The 20,764-nt window shown below is 72.8% G+C and carries 17 protein-coding genes; 6 read left to right on the forward strand and 11 right to left on the reverse strand.

The window, feature by feature from the left end; all coding sequences use genetic code 11:
* Positions 1-4: 4 nt before the first annotated feature.
* From ACIQM3_RS22150 to ACIQM3_RS22160, 3 genes are all read right to left on the reverse strand, one after another.
* Positions 5-1,276 carry an SWIM zinc finger family protein gene (locus ACIQM3_RS22150; RefSeq protein WP_401626844.1) on the reverse strand — a complete coding sequence of 424 codons (1,272 nt, stop codon included), beginning with the start codon at positions 1,274-1,276 and terminating at the stop codon, positions 5-7.
* A complete protein-coding gene (locus ACIQM3_RS22155; protein ID WP_401626846.1) occupies positions 1,273-4,173 on the reverse strand; it encodes a DEAD/DEAH box helicase in 2,901 nt (966 codons plus the stop codon). The genes ACIQM3_RS22150 and ACIQM3_RS22155 overlap by 4 nt, the downstream gene beginning before the upstream one ends.
* A 123-nt stretch (positions 4,174-4,296) precedes the next feature.
* Positions 4,297-5,316 carry a slipin family protein gene (locus ACIQM3_RS22160; RefSeq protein WP_401626848.1) on the reverse strand — a complete coding sequence of 340 codons (1,020 nt, stop codon included), beginning with the start codon at positions 5,314-5,316 and terminating at the stop codon, positions 4,297-4,299.
* A 218-nt stretch (positions 5,317-5,534) separates the two neighbouring features.
* On the opposite strand from ACIQM3_RS22160, the gene ACIQM3_RS22165 reads away from it, so the two are divergent.
* On the forward strand, positions 5,535-5,891 hold the full coding sequence (locus ACIQM3_RS22165) for a hypothetical protein (RefSeq protein ID WP_401626849.1): 357 nt from the start codon (positions 5,535-5,537) through the stop codon (positions 5,889-5,891).
* On the opposite strand, the gene ACIQM3_RS22170 is transcribed toward ACIQM3_RS22165, so the two are convergent.
* The gene (locus ACIQM3_RS22170) at positions 5,885-6,337 is read right to left on the reverse strand and encodes a DoxX family protein (protein ID WP_401626851.1); all 453 of its coding nucleotides are present in this window, start codon (positions 6,335-6,337) and stop codon (positions 5,885-5,887) included. The two genes, ACIQM3_RS22165 and ACIQM3_RS22170, sit on opposite strands and share 7 nt — an antisense overlap.
* Before the next feature lie 143 nt (positions 6,338-6,480).
* Positions 6,481-7,185: a class I SAM-dependent methyltransferase gene (locus tag ACIQM3_RS22175; protein WP_401626853.1), complete on the reverse strand. Its 705-nt coding sequence runs from the start codon at positions 7,183-7,185 to the stop codon at positions 6,481-6,483.
* Positions 7,186-7,297: 112 nt separating this feature from the next.
* Between ACIQM3_RS22175 and ACIQM3_RS22180 the strand changes: the two genes are divergently transcribed.
* Entirely contained in the window at positions 7,298-7,567 is a 270-nt protein-coding gene (locus ACIQM3_RS22180) for a DUF6343 family protein (RefSeq protein WP_401626855.1), read from the forward strand.
* 29 nt (positions 7,568-7,596) lie between these two features.
* On the opposite strand, the gene ACIQM3_RS22185 is transcribed toward ACIQM3_RS22180, so the two are convergent.
* The 4 genes from ACIQM3_RS22185 to ACIQM3_RS22200 all read right to left on the reverse strand — a co-directional run bounded on the left by ACIQM3_RS22185 (position 7,597) and on the right by ACIQM3_RS22200 (position 11,226).
* Complete coding sequence (locus tag ACIQM3_RS22185) at positions 7,597-7,965, reverse strand: tetratricopeptide repeat protein (RefSeq protein ID WP_362938786.1); 369 nt, start codon at positions 7,963-7,965, stop codon at positions 7,597-7,599.
* A gap of 71 nt (positions 7,966-8,036) precedes the next feature.
* Positions 8,037-8,639 carry a dephospho-CoA kinase gene (gene coaE / locus ACIQM3_RS22190; RefSeq protein WP_401626857.1) on the reverse strand — a complete coding sequence of 201 codons (603 nt, stop codon included), beginning with the start codon at positions 8,637-8,639 and terminating at the stop codon, positions 8,037-8,039.
* A 43-nt stretch (positions 8,640-8,682) separates the two neighbouring features.
* Positions 8,683-9,621, reverse strand: coding sequence for a PAC2 family protein (locus ACIQM3_RS22195; RefSeq protein WP_401626858.1), 939 nt, complete (start codon positions 9,619-9,621; stop codon positions 8,683-8,685).
* 81 nt (positions 9,622-9,702) lie between these two features.
* Positions 9,703-11,226, reverse strand: a complete 1,524-nt coding sequence (locus ACIQM3_RS22200) for a flavin monoamine oxidase family protein (protein WP_401627432.1) — start codon at positions 11,224-11,226, stop codon at positions 9,703-9,705.
* Between the two features lie 341 nt (positions 11,227-11,567).
* On the opposite strand from ACIQM3_RS22200, the gene ACIQM3_RS22205 reads away from it, so the two are divergent.
* Complete coding sequence (locus ACIQM3_RS22205; RefSeq protein WP_401626859.1) at positions 11,568-12,530, forward strand: right-handed parallel beta-helix repeat-containing protein; 963 nt, start codon at positions 11,568-11,570, stop codon at positions 12,528-12,530.
* A gap of 134 nt (positions 12,531-12,664) precedes the next feature.
* On the opposite strand, the gene rpsA is transcribed toward ACIQM3_RS22205, so the two are convergent.
* On the reverse strand, positions 12,665-14,185 hold the full coding sequence (gene rpsA / locus ACIQM3_RS22210; RefSeq protein WP_401626861.1) for a 30S ribosomal protein S1: 1,521 nt from the start codon (positions 14,183-14,185) through the stop codon (positions 12,665-12,667).
* A gap of 397 nt (positions 14,186-14,582) precedes the next feature.
* On the opposite strand from rpsA, the gene ACIQM3_RS22215 reads away from it, so the two are divergent.
* On the forward strand, positions 14,583-15,407 hold the full coding sequence (locus ACIQM3_RS22215) for a class I SAM-dependent methyltransferase (protein ID WP_401626863.1): 825 nt from the start codon (positions 14,583-14,585) through the stop codon (positions 15,405-15,407).
* 45 nt (positions 15,408-15,452) lie between these two features.
* Positions 15,453-17,954, forward strand: a complete 2,502-nt coding sequence (gene hrpB / locus ACIQM3_RS22220; RefSeq protein WP_401626865.1) for an ATP-dependent helicase HrpB — start codon at positions 15,453-15,455, stop codon at positions 17,952-17,954.
* A 56-nt stretch (positions 17,955-18,010) separates the two neighbouring features.
* On the opposite strand, the gene ACIQM3_RS22225 is transcribed toward hrpB, so the two are convergent.
* Positions 18,011-19,699, reverse strand: coding sequence for a lytic transglycosylase domain-containing protein (locus ACIQM3_RS22225; protein ID WP_401626867.1), 1,689 nt, complete (start codon positions 19,697-19,699; stop codon positions 18,011-18,013).
* 184 nt (positions 19,700-19,883) lie between these two features.
* On the opposite strand from ACIQM3_RS22225, the gene ACIQM3_RS22230 reads away from it, so the two are divergent.
* The gene (locus ACIQM3_RS22230; RefSeq protein ID WP_401626869.1) at positions 19,884-20,759 is read left to right on the forward strand and encodes a DUF4184 family protein; all 876 of its coding nucleotides are present in this window, start codon (positions 19,884-19,886) and stop codon (positions 20,757-20,759) included.
* The last annotated feature ends 5 nt before the right edge of the window (positions 20,760-20,764 follow it).

The following is a 20,764-nucleotide window of genomic DNA, read 5'->3' on the forward strand; positions in this document are numbered from 1 at the left end:
GGCCTCAGCCCCGCAGGGCCCTGAGGGCGGCGACCGGGTCGGGGTCCGGCGTCGCGCGGGGCCACCAGTCGTCCTCGCCCGGCTCGGATTCGTAGCCGTACCAGCGGCTGTCGTGGCCGAAGCGGAGCTGGAGGGTGCCGCCGGCGTTGGTCAGGTGGTTGCGCCAGGGCTGGAAGCGCGGGTGTTCGGCCGCGGCCAGGGCGGGCCGTGCCCGGTCGAACGGGCCGGCCGGCGGGTCCCACGGGGTTTCCAGCACCTCCAGCCCCTCCGCGCCGCCCTGCCGCCACGCGGCGACGGACCGGGCCAGGTCCGTCGTGCTGCGGCCGGTGGCGAAGGCCAGCTCGCGATAGAGGGCCCGGGTCGTGGCGGTGAGCCCGGCGGTGGGGCGGGAGGCGGCGATCCGGACGGCGTCCTGCCAGGTGCTGAGCCCGGCGAGCGGGTCCTCCCCGGTGGTGAGCATCGTATGCGCGCGGGCCGCCGCGTCCGTGGCGAGGTGGTCGAGGCCGAGCGGGTCACGCGCGCCGGGCAGCTCCGGGTAGGACGGCGGCTCTTCCGGGCAGGGCGGCACGGGCAGGGGTGCGGGCAGCGGCGGCAGGAAGCGGTCGGCGAGGGCTTCATGGGCCGCGACCGAGGGCATGACGGGGGGCTCGGGGCGTTCGCGCGCGGAGTGCTCGGCGTTGCGCCGGCCCAGCTCCTCGAGGAGCTCGCGCTCTCCCCGGCCACGCATCAACAGGAGGACGAACGGGTCGCTGTCCAGCAGCCGTGCCGTCTGGAAGCAGAGCGCCGCCACGTGCTTGCAGGGCCAGCCGCGGTCAGGGCAGGAGCAGTCCGGGTCCAGATCACCGGCGACGGGCAGCAGCCGGATACCGGTCTCGCCCGCCGTGTCGACCAGGGAGTGCGGCATCTCCTTGTCCAGGAGCGCGGACAGATGCCCGGGCCTGGCAGCGACGGCGTCCAGGAACGTGTCCCAGTCGGACGCCGAGAACGTACGCAGGCGGAGCTCCGCGCGGTAGGGGCGGGGGCGGCTGCCGTGGACGTAGGCGATGACCCGGCCCGGGGTGACGGTGACCGCGGCGACGTGGCCTCCGTCGGCGTACTCACGGCCGCGGGCCAGACGCCCTTCGTCCATCGACAGGGACTGCAGGGCGTCCACCCAGGCGCGGCCCCACCAGCTGTCCGCGAAGAGCCCCTCGGAGGCGCGGGCGGGCACCGCTTCGAAGGTGCGTCGCAGATCGTCGGGGCCCGGGCGGGCCGCGGGGCTGCCACCAGGGCTCATGACGTCCTCCGGAGCGAGACGAGGTCGGCCAGGTCGCGGTCGCTCAGCTCGGTCAGGGCGGCCTCTCCGGAACCGAGCACCGCGTCGGCGAGAACACGCTTGGACCGGAGCAGCTCGCTGATCCGGTCCTCGACGGTGCCCTCGGCGATCAGCCGGTGCACCTGCACGGGCTGGGTCTGGCCGATGCGGTACGCACGGTCGGTGGCCTGTTCCTCGACCGCCGGGTTCCACCACCTGTCGTAGTGGATGACGTGGGCGGCCCGGGTGAGATTGAGTCCGGTGCCCGCCGCCTTCAGGGAGAGCAGGAAGACGGGGACCTCGCCGGACTGGAAGCTGTCCACCATCCGCTCCCGCTCGGGCACCGGCGTGCCGCCGTGCAGCAGCTGGGAGGGGATCGCGCGGGAGGCGAGGTGGGCGGCGAGGAGCCTGGCCATCGACACGTACTGGGTGAAGATCAGGACGGAGCCGTCCTCGGACAGGATGGTGTCGAGGAGCTCGTCGAGCAGGGCGAGCTTGCCGGAGCGCCCTGTGAGCCGGGTCGGCTCCTCCTTCAGATACTGCGCGGGGTGGTTGCAGATCTGCTTGAGCGAGCCCAGAAGCTTCATGATCAGGCCGCGGCGGGCAATGCCCTCCGACTGCTCGATGAACGCCATCGTCTCGCGGACGGCCGCCTCGTAGAGCGTGGCCTGTTCCCGGGTGAGGAAGACCGGGTGGTCGGTCTCGGTCTTGGGCGGAAGCTCGGGCGCGATGCCCGGGTCGGACTTCTTGCGGCGCAGCAGGAAGGGCCGCACCAGCCGGGAGAGCCGCTCGACGGCCTCCTCGTTGCCCAGGCCGGCGGCGGTGCCGGTGTTCTCGACGATCCTGGCGTGCCGGGAGCGGAACGCCTTGAGCGGACCGAGCAGTCCCGGGGTGGTCCAGTCGAGCAGCGCCCACAGCTCGGAGAGGTTGTTCTCGACAGGGGTGCCGGTCAGGGCGACGCGGGCCGGGGCGGGGATGGTGCGCAGTGCCCTGGCGGTCGAGGAGTGCGGATTCTTCACGTGCTGTGCCTCGTCGGCGACGACCAGCCCCCAGGTGTGCGCGGCGAGCTGCTCCGCGCTGGAGCGCATCGTGCCGTACGTCGTGAGGACGAAGCCGCCGTCGGAGCCGCCGAGGGTGCGTTCGGTGCCGTGGAAGCGGCGCACGGGGACGCCGGGCGCGAAGCGGTTGATCTCGCGGTGCCAGTTGCCGAGGAGGGAGGCGGGACAGATCACCAGGGTGGGGGCGGCATGCGCGCGGTGCAGATGGAGGGCGATGACGGTGATCGTCTTGCCGAGGCCCATGTCGTCGGCGAGACAGCCGCCCAGGCCGAGCGAGGTCATGCGGTCCAGCCAGGCCAGGCCGCGGAGTTGGTAGTCGCGCAGGGTGGCGTCGAGACCGGGCGGCGCCGGGAGGGTGGCGTCCTCGTCCAGGATGCGCGCGCGGAGCGCGGCGAGGGCACCGGCCGGCACGGCTTCGACCTGTTCGCCGTCGACCTCGGCGCTGCCCGTGAGGGCGACGGCGAGCGCGTCCACCGGGTCCAGGAGACCGAGCTCCCGTTTACGTGCCTTGCGGACGAGCGCGGGATCCACGACGACCCATTGGTCGCGCAGCCGCACCACCGGCCGGTGCGCCTCGGCCAGGGTGTCCATCTCGGCCTCGGTGAGCCGGTCCTCGCCCAGGGAGAGCTGCCAGTTGAACGCGAAGAGCTGCTCCGCGTCGAAGAAGGACGTCCCGTCGGTGGCCGAACCGGGCGCCGGGCGGACGACGGCCGCCGCCGTGAGCGAGCGGGCGAGCTCCCGGGGCCAGTGGAGCGCCACCCCTGCCGCCGCGAGTCGTGCTCCGGCCGCGCCGATCAGCTCGTGGAGCTCGTCCTCGGTGACGGCGAGGACGTCGGGAACGGGCTGGTCCAGCAGCCTCTCCAGCGGTGGCCAGACGCGGGCGGCGCGGCGCAGCGCGAGCACGGCGTCGATCCGGGCCCGCGGCCCGAAGGGCTCCCCCGCCCCGCCGCTCCACAGTGTGGCCGCGTCGGTGACGTACGTCGGGTCGGCCAGGCTGTGCACCTGGGTGATGGCGGCGGCGGCATGACGCGTGGCGGCCGGGGTGCGGGACGTCTCCTCGTCCCCGGGGTCCCCGGCGTCCCCGGAGGAGTCGAAGAGGTCGTACGCGGAGAGGTCGAGCCGGAGCGAGATCCGCACCCCCGCGTCGAGGCCGGCGGCCACCTCGACTGCCCAGGCGCGGGCGTCCGGCAGGTGCTGTCCCCCGGGGGCGGCGAACGGCGCGCCCATGGCGTGGGCGGCGGCGGGCGTCCGGGGCAGGGTGTCGGCGACCGCGTCGAGGAAGGCGCCGAGCAGCGCACGGGGTTCGGGGACGCGCAGGGGCGTGCCGTCCAGCGGGACGGCGTGGCCCTCGGGCGGCATCGAGGCGGCGACGGCCCTGAGATGCGCGATGTCCTCCGCGTCGCGTGGTCCTGCCCGCCAGGCGTCGTGGTCGTCGGCGGTGAGTCCGGGCAGGAGCCTGCCGCGCGCCACGAGGGTGAGGGCGTGCAGTGCCGCCGCTCCCCACGCCCGGGTGGCGGGGTGGGCCGCGGCGCGGTGCCTGGCGCGCGCGAGCAGGGACACCGCGTCCCCGACGGGAAGCGCGACGGCGGGCACGGTGCGGGTCCGGGCTCCGTCCGGGCCGTGCCGGACGACGACCGTGAGCTCGGTGACGGCGCACGCGGGCCCGGCGGCGGTCAGCCCCGTGTCGGGGCCCGGGAGGCCGACGTCTCCTTCGGGGTCCCAGAAGGCGATCCGGCCGTCCCGGGGCAGCGCTCCCGGCAGGAAGACCGCCGCGCACCGCAGCAGCCGGTCGACCGTGACGTCCTGCGCCTGCCGCGTCATGTCCACCGCCCCCTCCCGCCTCCGGTCCGCTCGCACTTCTCCTGTCTTCGCGAGTCTAGGCCGGGGGTGTGACAGCGCCCGCCCCGGCCGTGTCTCCACAGGTGGGACGGGCGGACAACCCTGTCAGTGACGGGTGAAGGGCCTGCTCCGGGAGCGGCCGGACTGCTCCTCCGGACCGAGCTCCGGGAGCACCTCCGGGTCGAACTCCGGCACCCCGTCCGGCTCCGGGACCGCGTCCGTGAGAGGGGCGTCGGGGAGCGGCCGGTCCGTGAAGGTCTGCTCCGTGACGGAAGGGTCCATGGCGGGCGCCTCCGCGGGGGGCGGGTCCGCCGGCTGCTCCGGCGCCGGCTGCCCGGCATCCACGGGCGGCTTCGGCTCCTGGCCCTGCTGTGCGCGTTCCAGGAAGCGGAGGAGCTCCACCGGGAAGGGCAGGACCAGCGTGGAGTTCTTCTCGGCCGCGACCGCGACCACCGTCTGCAGCAGCCGTAGTTGCAGAGCCGCCGGCTGGGTCGACATCTGCTGCGCCGCCTGGGCGAGCTTCTTCGACGCCTGCAGTTCCGCGTCGGCGTTGATGACCCTCGCGCGCCGCTCACGGTCGGCCTCGGCCTGCCGGGCCATGGACCGCTTCATCGTCTCGGGCAGCGACACGTCCTTGATCTCGACCCGGTCGATCTGCACACCCCAGCCCACCGCGGGGCTGTCGATCATCAGTTCAAGACCCTGGTTCAGCTTCTCGCGGTCGGACAGCAGGTCGTCCAGGTCGCTCTTACCGATGATCGACCGGAGGGAGGTCTGCGCCATCTGGGAGACCGCGAACCGGTAGTCCTCCACCTGGATCACCGCGCTCGCCGGGTCCACGACCTTGAAGTAGATGACCGCGTCCACCCGCACGGTGACGTTGTCGCGCGTGATCCCGTCCTGGGCGGGCACGGGCATCGTCACGATCTGCATGTTCACCTTACGGAGCCGGTCGACACCCGGGACGATCATGGTGAAGCCCGGAAGGCGCACCGCGTCGTGGAGCCTGCCGAGCCGGAGCACGACGCCCCGTTCGTACTGCTTGACCACCCGGGCCGCGGCCATGGAATAGAGCAGGCCGCCCGCAAGCACGGCCACCAATACGATCATCAGAACCTGGACCATCACGGCCCCCTGAATCCGGGGTGCGTCACCGCACCCACCCATCACGCCCTATTAACACGATATGCCCGATACCCACACTTTCGAACCCCCGTCCGGGTGCCGGGGGCCCCGGCCGGCCGCGCACCGGATGCCGGCACCCCGGGGACCGGGCAGGGTGGCAGCGCCAGCACGTCTCTGTGACGTACCGATGAGCCGGACGAGCAGACGAGGACCCGCCCATGTCCGTCACCGCGCCCCCCACCGTTCTCCGCCGACGTACCGGCATCGCCGCCGGTGCGGCCCTGCTCGCCCTGGCCGCCACGGGCTGTTCCGGCCTCGGGCGCACGGCGGTGGGGCCGGTCTCCTACACCACCGAGAAGAACGAGGTCGTCACCGTGCACAGCCCGTCGGTGAAGGGCTGCCACACGATGGACCCGGCCGGTTCGGGCAAGGTCGACAACCGGACCATGATCGACATGGTCCTCTACACCACCCGCGACTGCTCCGGCCGAGGGACCGCGTACGTCGCCACCACGTTCTCCGACACCAACGCCGCGCGCGCCCTGCCCTGGCGCAGCTACCGGTTCGTTCACTGACCGGCGCGGACCGCCCGCCCCTGCCCGCGGAGCAGCGCGAAAAGCTCCCGGGTCCGCTCCCGACGGTCCCGGGCGATGAGGACGACGACGACGACGAGCAGGGCGGGCATCACCGCGTTCGGCGGGTCGAGCAGCGTCAGCTGGACGACGGACGCCCCGGCCAGCAGCCCGACGAGAGCGATGGCGGCCACTCCCGCGAGGAGCGGGATCAGCAGGGCCAGCGCGCCCGCCAGCTCCAGAGCGCCGATGGCGTACATCGCGCCGCTGCCCCAGCCCATCCGGTCGAAGGACTCGACGGCCGACGCATGGCCGATGAGCTTGGCCACCGCGCTGAAACCGAGGAACAGCGCGAGGACGACCCGGGCCCCGGTCAGTGCGGCGGAGCGCACGCGCCGGCGCGGCGCGGAGAGGGCGTTCGGCGAGGCGGGGGCAGCGGTTCCGGACATGGAGGTCTCCTCGGAGGGCCTTGTGGGTGACGTGCGCCGGGACGCGGTGCGGCTCCCGCCGCCGCGCTCCCACGCGCTTACGGAGAGGTAGACCGCACCGGTCTCCGGAACTCATCGCCTCAGGGGCCCTCACCCCCTTTTTTTCAGGACCGGCGGGGACGCGCCAGCACCCACATGCCGTCCGGGGTGAGATAGCGGCCGACGACGAGCCCGGCCCCCTCCAGATACGCCTCGAACCGCTCCACGGACAGCTCCCGCGACCGGAAGGTATGCGTCCACCGGGCGTCCTCGAAGACGTACTCCACGCGCACCTCGTCCACCCCGTCACCCACGGCGTCCGACGAGAGGATCCGGATGGTGCAGCCCGCGGCCCGGTCCTCCCTCTCCCGGGGCACATCGGAGTGGTAGTCGGCACCTTCGCGCTGGATGAGCACGGCCCCGTCGTCCTTCACATACCTGCGGCAGGTCCCGAGGAGCCCTTCCCTGACCCGGTGATCGCTCGTGTGCACCAGGAACGACCCGAGCACCACGGCGTCGAACCGCTCCTCGCCGAGGTCCAGCGCCTCGATGGGGCTCCGGACCGTGCGCGCTCCGTGGACACGCTCCAGCATCTGCGCGGACTCGTCCACCGCGGTCACGTCGAAGCCCAGGTCGACCAGGGGGTGCGTCACCCTGCCCGCCCCGCAGCCCAGTTCGAGCACGCTCGCCCCCGGGCGCAGCACCGAGGCGATCACGTCGGGTTCACTGCCGGCGGACATGCGTGCGTACAGCTCGACCGCACAGCCGTCCGGTGTGATCGCGCCTGGCCCCGTCCCCGTGTGTCCTTCACGTACCAGTTGTCCGCTCATAGCCGCCAGAACGTACGGACGCGGGGCGGGGTTCCCAGTCGCGCCGCGGACGGCGGCCGTCGGGTTTCCGTCCGCCGCGCCGCGGGGTCATCCTGGAGAGGAGGCGATGCAGATGCGTACCGGAAGTGAACCGTCCACCGCGCGGAGCCCCCTGCGGATGCGGCTCTGGCTGAGTGTCTGGGGCATGATCTGGGCCGTGATCGGCCTGGTGGCCTTCGTGGCGACCGGACGCGTCGGCTGGGCGACGGCCTGCGGCGTGCTGCTGGTGGTCACGGTCACGGACTTCTGCCTGGTCGTCCGCCATATGCGGCAGGGCCCGCACTATCAGCCGGGCAAAGACGTCCCTCCGTACGAACCCGACCGGGGTGGCCGGGGCCGGTGAGGCCCGATGAGCCCCGCCGCCCGGGACCGTCAGGAAGGTTCGTCGAAGCGGGCCGCCCGCAGGTACTCCGGGTTCGGGTCGAGCGCGGCGGCCAGCCGGAAGTGGCGGGTGGCCTGTTCGGGCCGGCCGGCGCGCTGGAAGGTGCGGGCCAGGGCGAAGTGCGCGAAGGCGTTGTCCGGCTCACGCTCCAGGACCAGCTCGAACTCCAGCTCGGCGGGGCGCAGTTGGGCGGCGGCGAAGAAGGCCCTGGCACGCAGCAGCCGGGCAGCCGTGTTCTCCGGGTGGGCCGCTATCACCGAGTCGAGCAGCTTGACCGCACCCCGCGGGTCACGCGCCGCGAGCAGCTGCTCCGCCGCGCGGAAGTCGATCACATGCGTTTCCGGGTTGCTCTCGGGCACGGCCATATCCTTCCCATCGCCTGGCGCTCTTCAACATCCGGCAGGGTGCGCGTATTCCGCCGCACGCCGGGTCAGCCGGTGGCGGCCCGCGCCGTGAGCTCCGACCACACGCCGCGGACCTGGGGTTCCAGATCCTCGAGGGGGCCGTCGTTGTCGACGACGATGTCGGCGACGGCCAGCCGCTCCTCGCGCGTGGCCTGCGCCGCCATGCGGGCGCGGGCGTCGGACTCCGTCATGCCGCGCAGCCGTACGAGCCGGTCGAGCTGGGTGCCGGGAGCGGCGTCGACGACCACGACGAGGTCGTAGACCGGGGCGAGGCCGTTCTCCGTGAGCAGCGGGACGTCGTGGACGACGACCGCGCCGGTCCCGGCGGCCCGTTCCAGCTCGGTGGAGCGGGCCCCGACGAGGGGGTGGACGATGGCGTTGAGCGTGGCCAGGCGTGCGGGGTCGGCGAAGACGATCGAGCCGAGCGCCGGCCGGTTCAGGGCTCCGTCGGGGCCGAGGATTCCGGGACCGAAGGCCTCGACGACGGCGGTGAGCCCGGGGGTGCCGGGCTCGACGACCTCGCGGGCGATCCGGTCGGCGTCGATCAGTACGGCTCCGTAGCGTGCGAGCAGCCGGGACACTTCGCTCTTGCCGGCGCCGATTCCGCCGGTCAGGCCCACTTTCAGCATGTGCCGACCCTAGCCTCCGGCCGGGGCGCGGCCGGAGGTCCCCTCAGGAATCACCCTCACGTTCCGCGAGGAAGCGTTCGAATTCGCGGCCGATCTCGTCCGCCGACGGCAGGTCGGCCGGCTCCGCCACGAGGTTGCCCCGCGTCTCGGAACCCGCGATCGCGTCGTACTGGTGCTCCAGCCCTTCGACGAGCGTGACGAGCTCCTCGTCACCCTGGCCGACCTGCCGGTCGATCTCCGTCTGGGTGCGGTGCGCCTCCGTGCGCAGCGTGTGCGCGACGCTCGGCAGGACCAGCCCGGTCGCCGCGGTGACCGCTTCCAGGGCGGTGAGCGCGGCGTCCGGATAGGCGGACCTGGCGACGTAGTGCGGCACGTGGGCCGCGACGCCGAGGACGTCGTGCCCGGCCTCCATCAGCCGGTACTCGACGAGCGCCTCGACGGAGCCGGGGACCTGGGCCTCGTCGAAGGGGCTGCGGTGTCCGGGCATCAGGTCGACGCGGTTGCCGTGCGGGGTGAGGCCTACGGGGCGGGTGTGCGGGACACCCATGGGGATGCCGTGGAAGCTGACGGCGAGGCGCACACCGAGCCGCTCCACGATCTGTTCCACGGCGGCCGCGAACCGCTCCCACTCGACGTCGGGCTCCGGCCCGGAGAACAGCAGGAACGGGGCGCCCGTGGCGTCCTGGACGACCTTCACGTCCAGGGTGGGTGCCTCGAACGCCGTGTACCGGTCACGCCTGAAGGTCAGCAGGGGGCGGCGTGCCCGGTAGTCGACGAGCCGGTCGTGGTCGAAGCGGGCCACGGTCTGGTGCGGCAGCGTCTCGAGCAGGCCGTCGACGATCTGCTCGCCGGTCTCGCCCGCGTCGATGTAGCCGTCGAAGTGGTAGAGCATGACCAGTCCGGCCGACTCCTGGGCGAGCGCCATGTCGACGACGGCCAGCCCCTTCGGCTCCCATTCGTACAAACTCTGCGGATCAGGCACGGTTACCGCTCCTCCTCGTGTTCCTCGACAAGAACACCCCTCCCGGCCACGGCATTCCCGTCCGCGCCCCCGTCCTCGCGGTTACGCGAGGACCCGGCTGTGCAGAGCCGTGACCGCCTTCCGTGCCGAGGTGAACGCCCCGTGCTGCCAGGCGTCGGTGTGACTGAGGTAGTCACCGGCGAAGTACACATGCCCGGCGGGGCTGTTGAGCGGCGCGAAGGCGGGAGCGTCGGGCCCGCCGGACATGGAGTGCCAGGAGGCCTCGAGGTACGGGGTCTGGCGCCAGTGGTGGGAGAACGACGTGGCGAGTTCCGTGCGGTACTTGTCGCCGTGGATCTTCACACCCTGGGCGACCGCCCGCGCTTCCCTCTCGCGCGGCGTGAGGGCGCCGTAGGCGTCGGCGTTCGAACCGGTGTTGTAGTAGCCGATGATGGTGCCGCGTTCGCCGAGGTGCCCGTAGGACGGGTACCAGATGTGGGAGAGGTCCATGTCCGTCTCGGTGATGCCCCCGAAGATCCGGTGGTCGCTCTCCCACCAGCGGCTCCTGTACTCCAGCCCGATCTTGCCGGCCGAGGACGGCTTGCAGGACTCCAGGGCGCTCTGGACGGCCGGGCCGAGGTTGTGGGGCGTCCTGGCCAGGATGTTGGGCGGGAGTGCGGCGATGCAGTAGTCGGCCTCGATGCGGCGCGTGCGGCCCGCCTGGGTGTAGGTGACGGAGACGCCGTGCGCCGTGTCCGTGATGCCGGTGACGGCCGCTCCGGTCCGGACACGCCGCTCGCCCACCGCCCGGGTGAGCGCCGCGGGTATCCGGTCCATGCCGCCCACCGGCTGGAACATCAGCATTGCCTGGTCGTACTCGAATTCGAAGGAGAAGTAGCGTCCGACGCCGCTGGCGAAGACCTCGGACGCGGTGGGCACGGGGCCGAGTTCCTCACCGGGGGTCCCGGCGGCGGCCGGGTCGACGCGGTAGCCGCGCCGGGAGCTGCCGGTGTAGTCGAGCGTGTCGCCGATGTCACCGAAGTCCTTGAGGAACTCCAGGAGCCGCTCCTGGTCGTCGGCGGTGATCTGCCGGTCGAGGGCGCCCTTGTCGCCGGCCTTGGCGAGGAGTTCGGCGACGTAGCCGTACATGTCGGCCTTGGCGGTGCGGTAGCGCACCGGTGCCTTCATACCGGCCTTCTCGTTGAAGAGGTAGGCGTTGGCGTTCTCGTTGGTGAACACTTCGACGGGTACGCCGAGTTCCCGGCAGTAGTCGAGGGTGACCATCCACTGCGGGATCCGGCCGGGCCCGGCGTTCATGTACTGGCCGTCGCTGAAGCGGGCGGTCTGCCTGTTGCCGTGGGTGTCGGTGGTGGTGTCGCCGCCCCGGACGGTGAAGTTGCGCCCGCCGGTGCGGCCGCGGGCCTCCAGGACCGTACAGTCGTAGCCGGCTTTGCCCAGCTCGTACGCGGCGGCGAGGCCGGCGATGCCTCCGCCGACGACCACGACCTTGGCGGCGGCCTTCCCCTTCAGCGAGAAGTCACCCGGACTCGGCGCCCGGAAGGCGGGTTCGCGGCCCGCCGCGGCGGCGGTGGGCGCGAGCCCGAGAGCGCCCATCGTGGCGAACATGGCACCGGCGCCGCCGGTGAGACCCACGTTGCGCAGAAAGCTTCGGCGGCTGGCGCCTGCCGCCACAGGAGAGTCCTGCGAGACGCGTGAGGTGCTCGACGTGTGTGTCATTCCCTGGCTCCCCTGGTGATCCGGACGTTGCGCGGATCCTGGCAAGCGCTTGTTACGGGCCGTCAGCTACTCGTGTATCCCACACGTTTCTTCCGTCCACCGACCCCGGGACACATTGGTCCAGACCTTGACATGCTCACGCGCCGCCTTTACGGTCACGGGCAGATTCAGCGACTCGCCCGGCATTCACGTACGAGAACGCCTGAACCTCTTCGACGGGAAGGCACCCCATGCGCACCCGCACACTGCTCCCCGCCCTGCTGACAGCCGCACTCGCCGCCGCTGCTCCGCCCCTCGCCGTGGCCGGCCCCGCGCGGGCGGCCGCGGTCGTCGACGTGAGCACCGCGGCGCAGCTCAAGGCCGCACTCGCCGCCGCGGCCCCGGGCGACACCATCCGGCTCGCCGACGGCACGTACACCGGAAACTTCAAGGCGACCGTCCCGGCCACCTCCGCCGCACGGATCACCCTCACCGGATCCCCGGCGGCGGTCCTGACGGCCGGCGGCGGCTACGGGCTGCACCTGGACGGAGCGTCGTACTGGACGGTGTACGGCGTCACCGTCACCGGCGGCCAGAAGGGCATCGTGACCGACGCGGCGAACGGCGTCGTCATCGACTCGGTGACCGTGCACGGCCTCGACATGGAGGGCGTCCACTTCCGCACGTCCAGCCGCGACGGCGTCCTGAAGAACTCCCGGATACACGACACGGGCCGGAACGGCCGGGGCATGGGCGAGGGCGTGTACGTGGGCTCGGCGGGCGACCTCACCGACCGGAGTGACGACGCGCGGATCATCGGCAACACGATCGGCCCGGGGGTCGGCGGCGAGAACATAGACATCAAGGAAGGCACCACCGGCGCGGAGATCATCGGGAACACCTTCGACGGCAGCGGCCTGACCGGCGCCAACTACGACGACTCCTGGGTCGACGTGAAGGGCAACGACGTGCTGGTGGAGAACAACAAGGGCGCCCGCACCACGAACAACGGCTACGAGACACACACCCAGCAGAGCGGCTGGGGCTGCGGCACCGTCTTCCGCGACAACGCCTCGGACCTGACCGGCGCGACCGGTGGCGGGCAGCTCGCCGTCAACGTGACCAACGCGAGCACGAGCTGCCGCACCACCGTGTACGCCTCCAACACGGTCACCGGCGGCAAGGGGCTGACGAACATCGCCGTCACGCCCTGAGGTGCGCGCCGGGGCACGAGTGAAGCCGCGTCCGGACATGAGTGAGACCGTCCGGACATGAGTGAGGCCCGCCCCCGGGAGGGGACGGGCCTCACCTACAGCTCTACAGCCGATGAGCGACTGGGGTCAGAGCGTCAGCTCTGGCCGCCGGCCAGCTTCTCGCGCAGGGCAGCCAGGGCCTCGTCCGACGCCAGGGCGCCGGAGTTGTCCGCGGACTCCGAGGAGTACGAGCCGCCGCCACCGCCACCGCTGCCGCCGGAGGCAGCCGGGGCAGCGCCGGCCGGGGCAGCAGCGCCCTCGGCAGCGGCAGCCTCGTCGGCCTCGCGGGACTTGATGACCTGGGCCTGGTGCTGCTCGAAGCGCGTCTGCGCCTCGGCGTACTGCGTCTCCCAGACCTCGCGCTGAGCCTCGAAGCCCTCGAGCCAGTCGTTGGTCTCGGGGTCGAAGCCCTCGGGGTAGATGTAGTTCCCCTGGTCGTCGTACGACGCGGCCATGCCGTACAGCGTCGGGTCGAACTCGACCGAAGCCGGGTCGCCACCGAAGGCCTCGTTGGCCTGCTTCAGCGAGAGGCTGATGCGACGGCGCTCGAGGTCGATGTCGATGACCTTGACGAAGATCTCGTCGTTGACCTGGACGACCTGCTCCGGGATCTCCACGTGGCGCTCGGCCAGCTCGGAGATGTGGACCAGGCCCTCGATGCCCTCGTCGACGCGCACGAACGCACCGAACGGAACGAGCTTGGTGACCTTACCGGGAACGACCTGCCCGATCTGGTGCGTACGGGCGAACTGCTGCCACGGGTCTTCCTGCGTCGCCTTGAGCGACAGCGACACGCGCTCGCGGTCCATGTCGACGTCGAGGACCTCGACGGTGACTTCCTGGCCGACCTCGACAACCTCGGAGGGGTGGTCGATGTGCTTCCAGGAGAGCTCGGAGACGTGCACGAGACCGTCGACGCCACCCAGGTCCACGAAGGCACCGAAGTTGACGATCGAGGAGACGACGCCGGAGCGGACCTGACCCTTCTGCAGGGTCGTGAGGAACGTCTGGCGGACCTCGGACTGGGTCTGCTCGAGCCAGGCACGGCGGGACAGGACCACGTTGTTGCGGTTCTTGTCCAGCTCGATGATCTTGGCCTCGAGCTCCTTGCCCACGTAGGGCTGGAGGTCGCGGACACGACGCATCTCGACGAGCGACGCCGGGAGGAAGCCACGGAGGCCGATGTCGAGGATGAGACCACCCTTGACGACCTCGATGACGGTACCGGTGACGATGCCGTCTTCTTCCTTGATCTTCTCGATGGTGCCCCAGGCACGCTCGTACTGAGCGCGCTTCTTCGAGAGGATCAGGCGGCCTTCCTTGTCCTCCTTCTGGAGAACCAGGGCCTCGATCTCGTCGCCGACCTTGACGACCTCGTTCGGGTCGACGTCGTGCTTGATCGAGAGCTCGCGGCTCGGGATGACACCTTCGGTCTTGTAACCGATGTCGAGGAGGACCTCGTCGCGGTCAACCTTGACGATGACACCGTCAACGATGTCGCCGTCGTTGAAGTACTTGATCGTCTCGTCGATCGCCGCGAGGAACGCGTCCGCGTCGCCGATGTCGTTGACCGCAACCTGCGGAGTGGTGGCGGTGGTCTCGGTGCTGCTCGTCATGTGGGTAAGGGCTCCGGTACGGACAGTGAGTCGTAGGTACTGCTACGCCGAGAGCCCGTATCGCCTCTGCAGAAGCCGGACAGCCTGGAAAGCACCGATCCGTCAACCGGAAGGTGCCTCGACAACCGAGGGGACATGCAACAGACGCGAGCGCGGCCTGCTAGGTCTGAGGCGCGCAGGCTCGCGACGCAACTTGTAGCATACGGGGGCAGCCGGACAGGGTCAATGCGCGAAGGCGCACACCCGGGGCACAACACCCCAATCCCGGCACAACTCACGTTCACCGAGGCCACATCGGTCGCAGCGGCGTGTCGTGCGCGCACAGGCGCACTCATCCCTGCGGCCCGTGGACCCGCCCGCGCGAGGCGGGTGAAGGCAAACTACAACGACGGGCACGATGAGCCAAGAGATCTACGGGTCCGAACCCGAAGCGACCCGGCGGGAAGCCGGGGAGGCGGAGAGCAGCCGGGCGAGCCGCGGCTGGTGGGACCGGAACGCCGACGAGTACCAGAGCGACCACGGGGCGTTCCTCGGGGACGACCGCTTCGTCTGGGGCCCGGAGGGGCTGGACGAGGCCGAGGCCGCCCTGCTGGGCCCGGCGGCGGAGCTGAAGGGCCTGGACGTCCTGGAGATCGGGGCCGGCGCCGCCCAGTGCTCGCGCTGGCTCGCCGCCCGGGGCGCCCGCCCGGTGGCCCTGGACCTCTCCCACCGCCAGCTCCAGCATGCCCTGCGGATCGGCGACGGCGTCCCCCTCGTGGAGGCCGACGCCGGACGGCTCCCCTTCGGGGACGGCTCCTTCGACCTGGCCTGTTCCGCCTACGGCGCGGTGCCCTTCGTCGCCGACCCCGTGCAGGTGTTCCGCGAGGTGCACCGGGTGCTGCGGCCCGGGGGCCGCTGGGTCTTCTCGGTGACGCACCCGATCCGCTGGGCGTTCCCGGACGAGCCGGGACCCGAGGGCCTCTCCGTCTCCGCGTCGTACTTCGACCGCGTGCCGTACGTGGAGCAGGACGGGAGCGGCGACGCGGTGTACGTGGAGCATCACAGGACGCTGGGCGACCGGGTGCGGGACGTGGTGGCGGGCGGCTTCCGCCTGATCGATCTCGTGGAGCCGGAGTGGCCGGCCTGGAACAACCAGGAGTGGGGCGGCTGGTCCCCGCTGCGCGGCAACCTGATCCCCGGCACCGCGATCTTCGTCTGCGAGCGGGACCACCGGGCCGCGTGAGGGACCACCGGTCCGCCTGAACGGCGGGCGTACGAGACTGGGGGCGTGATCCGTACCGACGCCCTGGACCAGTTGCCCGTACGCACCGCTGTGCCCGCCCTGGAGCGCGCGCTCGACGAGCGGGGGGCCGCGGTGCTGTGCGCGCCGCCCGGGACCGGCAAGACGACCCTCGTGCCCCTGGTCCTCGCCGGGCTGACCGGCGGCGGTCCGGCGCGCCGGGTGCTCGTCGCCGAGCCCCGCAGGATCGCCGCCCGGGCCGCGGCACGGCGGATGGCGTGGCTGCTCGGGGAGCGGCCCGGGGAACGGGTGGGCTTCACGGTGCGCGGGGAGCGCGTGATGGGGCGCGGCACCGTGGTGGAGGTCGTGACCACCGGGGTGCTGCTCCAGCGGCTGCAGCGCGACCAGGAGCTGGCCGGCGTCGACGTGGTGATCATCGACGAGTGCCACGAGCGCCATCTGGACGCGGACACGGCCGCGGCGTTCCTCCTCGACGTACGGGGGACGATCAGGCCCGACCTGCGTCTGGTGGCGGCGTCGGCGACGACGGACGCGGCGGGCTGGGCACGGCTGCTGGGCGACGCCCCGGTGGTCGAGGCGCAGGGGGTGTCCCATCCGGTCGAGGTGGTGTGGGCGCCGCCGGCCGGGCCGGTACGCCCGCCGCACGGCATGAGGGTCGATCCGGCGCTGCTGACGCATGTGGCCGCCGTGGTGCGCCGGGCACTCGCCGAGCACGACGGTGACGTCCTGTGCTTCCTGCCCGGTGTCGGCGAGATCGGCCGGGTGGCCGGTCAGCTCACGGGCGTCGGCGCCGAGGTCCTCCAGGTGCACGGGCGCGCCCCGGCGGCCGTGCAGGACGCGGTGCTGGCGGGACCGTCGGGCGGGCGCCGGGTGGTGCTGGCGACGTCCGTGGCGGAGTCGTCCCTGACGGTGCCCGGGGTGCGGATCGTCGTGGATTCCGGCCTCTCCAGGGAGCCGCGTACCGACCACGCGCGAGGGCTGGGCGCCCTGGCGACCGTACGGGCGTCACGGGCGGCGGGACGCCAGCGTGCGGGCCGTGCGGGGCGCGAGGCCCCGGGCACGGTGTACCGCTGCTGGGAGGAGGCCGAGGACGGGCGCCTGGCCGCGTTCCCCTCCCCCGAGATCAAGGTGGCCGACCTCGCGGCGTTCGCGCTGCAGGCGGCCTGCTGGGGCGACCCGGACGCATCGGGGCTCGCGCTGCTGGACCCGCCGCCCGCCGGCGCCATGGGCGCGGCCCGGGAGGTGCTGACGGCGGTCGGCGCGGTGGACGCCGCGGGGCGCGCGACCGGCCGGGGCGTACGGATGTCCCGGCTGGGCCTGCACCCCCGGCTGGCCCGTGCCCTCCTGGACGGCGCGGACGAGGTCGGAGGCCGCCGCGCCGCGGAGGTCGTGGCGCTGATCGGTGAGGAGCCGCCACGGGAGTACGGCGACGACCTGGCGCACGCGCTGCGCACGGCACGGCGCGGCGGGGACGGTTACGCGGCGCGCTGGCGGCAGGAGGTGCGGCGGCTCTCGCAGTCGCTGGGCTCATCGGCGGACACCGGTACCGGTCCGGACGACGCGGCCGTGGGGCTGGTGGCGGCGCTGGCGTTCCCGGAGCGGGTGGCGCGGGCCCGGGGCGAGGGGGCGTTCCTGATGGTGTCGGGCACGGGCGCGGAGCTGCGGGACAGCTCACGGCTGCGCAGCGCGCCATGGCTCGCGGTCGCCGTCGCGGACCGGCCCGCCCATGCCGCGTCCGCCCGGGTGCGGCTGGCGGCCGTCGTCGACGAGGACACCGCGCGGCTGGCCGCGGGGCATCTGCGGTTCTCCGGGGAGGAGGTCCGGTGGGCTGACGGCGACGTGGTGGCCCGTTCCGTGGAGCGCCTGGGGGCCGTCGAGCTGTCCGTACGCGCGCTGCGCAGGCCGGCCCCGGAGCTGGTGCGCGGGGCGCTGCTGGAGGGGCTGCGCCGGGAGGGCCCGGGGCTGCTGCGGTGGACTCGCGACAGCGAGCAGCTGCGGCTGCGGCTCGCGTTCCTGCACCGGGTGCTGGGCGCGCCGTGGCCCGATGTGTCGGACGGCGCGCTCCTGGCCCGCGCCGACGAGTGGCTGGAGCCCGAGCTGTCCCGCGCCGGCCGCCGCGCGGATCTGGCCCGGATCGACGCCGGGCAGGCGGTGCGGCGGCTGCTGCCGTGGGCGACGGGCGAGGCGGCCCGGCTCGACGAGCTCGCCCCGGAGCGGATCGAGGTGCCGAGCGGGTCCCGGATCCGGGTGGAGTACGGCGGGGAGCAGCCCGTGCTCGCGGTGAAGCTCCAGGAGCTCTTCGGGCTGAGCGAGACGCCCCGGGTGGCGGGGGTGCCCGTCCTGGTCCATCTGCTGTCCCCGGCCGGACGCCCGGCCGCGGTCACGGCGGACCTGGCGTCGTTCTGGCAGGAGGGGTACCGGGGCGTGCGGGCGGAGCTGCGCGGCCGCTACCCGAAGCACCCGTGGCCGGAGGACCCGACGACTGTGGAGGCCACGCGCTACACCTCGGCGCGGCTGCGCCGGGACTGACGAGGTGTCCGGGCCAGGGCTTCCGGCCGGTGCCGGAAGCCCTGGTCCCGTGCGGGTCAGGCCGCGGGGGCCTCGATCTTCAGCTCGACGGTCAGCGTGGCGCCGCTCGCGGTGGTGAGCCGCAGCCTGTAGGTGCCCGCCGTGTCGTCGGCGTAGATCGTCGGGAGTTCGAGGAGTCCGTCGGCACCGGTCCTCAGGGTCAGGACGCGGACGGGAAGGCCGAGCGCGTCCTTGAAGTACGGACCCTTGTCGTTCGCGGTGGGCGTCTCCGCGTCGGTGATCATCGTGGCGGTGACGGCGGTGTCCGCCACCCCCGTGCCCTTGTACGCCGCCTTGACCTCGGGCCGGTCGGCGAACTCGGCGCCGGGGGCGGCCATCAGGACCTTGTCGTCGGTACGGACGAGGGTGTCCGCGATCCGGACCGTGACGCTCGCGAGGTAGCTGACGGTGCGCGGCGTGGTGGCGCCCGCGACCGCGGTCACCCTGAAGGGGCCCGTCTTCTCACCGGCCGTCAGGACGGGGGCGGTGACGGTGCCGTCGGCCCCGGTGGCCAGGGTCACGGTGCGCTTCCCGCCGGTGAAGCGGGTGTCCGTGTCGCCGACGACGGTGAAGGTGACCGGCGTCTTGGCGAGCGGCGCGCCCAGCTTGTTCCTCGCCCGGACCTTGACGCGCTCGGCGAACGCGTCTCCTGCCGTGGCGGTGAGGGCGCCGGTGCCCGCGTTCTCGAGGCTCCCGAAGGTCGCGCCGGGCGGCGGTGTGGTGGGCGGGGGCGTGGTCGGCGGAGTCGTCGGCCCGGTGGACGGAGGCGTCGTGGACGGAGGCGTCGTGGACGGGGGTGTCGTGGCCGGCGGCGTGGTGGCGGGCGGTGTGCTCGGCGACGAGGTGGCCGGCGCAGTGGGCGTGGGGGACGGCGAGGGTGTGCCGGTGTCCGTGTCCTCGGGGAGGACGCCCGTGCCGTCCGGGACCTCGTGGATACCGCGCTTGTAGTAGTCGAACCAGGAGCGCACCGTGCGCAGGTACTCGGTGGAGTGGTTGTAGCTCAGCACCGCCCGGTCGAGGTCCGTGGCGAGCGACAGGTCGCGGGTGCCGGCGCAGAGGTAGCGGCCGGCGGCCAGCGCCGCGTCGTAGACGTTGTTGGGGTCCTTGCGCCCGTCGCCGTTCGCGTCCTGGCCCCAGGTCGCCCAGGTCGACGGGATGAACTGCATCGGGCCGACCGCGCGGTCGTGGGTCGAGTCCCCGTCGTACGCCCCGCCGTCGGTGTCCTTGATCAGCGCGAAACCCTGGCCGTTGAGCGCCGGGCCGAGGATCGGGGAGAAGGTGGTGCCGTTGGCGTCGACCTTGCCGCCGCGGGCCTGGCCTGACTCGACCTTGCCGATCGCGGCGAGGAGCTGCCACGGCAGGCGGCACGCGGCGTCGGTGCTCGCGAGGTCCTGCTCGGCCCTCTTGTACGCGGACAGGACGGTGGCCGGTATGCCCGCCTCGGCACTGCCGGTCACCGGTAGATTCACGGACGTACCGGGCTTGTTGGGCGTATCGAGCGGCGGGAGGTCCGTGTGGTAGGGCGAGTTGCCCGTGGCCGCACTGTCGCCGGGCGGTGTCAGACCGGCCGCGGTCCGGTCGTCCGCGGCACTGTCGGGGTGCGGTGCCGCCGGAGCCTGAGAGGCGGAGAGGGCTGCTACGGCAGCGGCGGCCACCGCGGTGGTGGTGGCCCCCCTGCGCAGCCTGCGGCCGAATTGCGCTGCCATACGTGTCGGTTCCTCCCCGTCGACGGCTGTCCGCGCTCCCCGCGCGAGAACTCAGGCGACCCTACGACAACTCCCGCCGCCCGAACACTGGTCCCGCCCGGTTCTTACCGCTTTCTCAGCTTCACGGCCGTCAAGTCACCTGGGCGCCCCTGCGGATGACACGGGCTCACGCATACTTGCCGCCATGCCGTTCACGCTCAGCCACGCCGCAGCCGTGCTCCCGGGAATCCGCAGGTCCGGCACAGGCCGTGGGCCCCTCGTCGCCTCCGCGCTCGTCGCCGGGTCGTTCGCTTCCGACCTCACCTACTACGCGGACACGGTCGTGCCGGGGGCGATGGAGTTCGGCGAGGTGACACACGCCGTGTGGGGAGTGTTCACCGTGGATGTCCTCATCACCGGCGCCCTGCTGGCACTCTGGCTGCTGCTGCGCGAACCGCTCGTCGCGCTGCTGCCCGTGGCGGCGCGGGGGCGCGCGCACACCTTCGTACGGGGGCGCCGCCGTGAGCCGGGCCGCCCGGCCCTCCCCGAGGCGGTGTGGTTCGTCGTGTCCGCCGTCATCGGCTCGGGGACCCACGTCGTGTGGGACGCCTTCACGCATCACGACCGGTGGGGCACGGAGCTGATCCCCGTCCTCGGCCGGAGCGTCGGCGGCCACCCGGTGTTCCAGATCGTCCAGTACGGCAGCTCGGCCGTGGCCCTGGTGCTCCTGGCCTGGTTCACGTACACGGGCCTGCGGCGCACCGGGCCCGCCCCGGTCCCGGCGTCCGTGCCGGTGCTGAACCGCGCCGAACGCGGGTGGGCCGGTGCGCTCCTGGTGCTCTGCGCCCTCCTGAGCGTCGTCCACCGGTGTGCCCGCTGGTACGCCTACTTCGGGCGCGTCGACACGCCCCTCGACATCATCCCGACCGCGTGCTTCGGCGCCGGGGCGGGCCTGGCCGCCGGCCTGGTGCTGTACGGGGCGTGGGCGCGGCTGCTGCGGAGACCGCCCGGGCCCCGGCCGGCGGACGGGCCCCGTGCGGACACCGCAGGGGGCCGCCCGGCCGGCCGGGAAGCCGGCTGAGCACG

Source organism: Streptomyces sp. NPDC091271 (genome assembly GCF_044757505.1).
Lineage (GTDB): Bacteria > Actinomycetota > Actinomycetes > Streptomycetales > Streptomycetaceae > Streptomyces.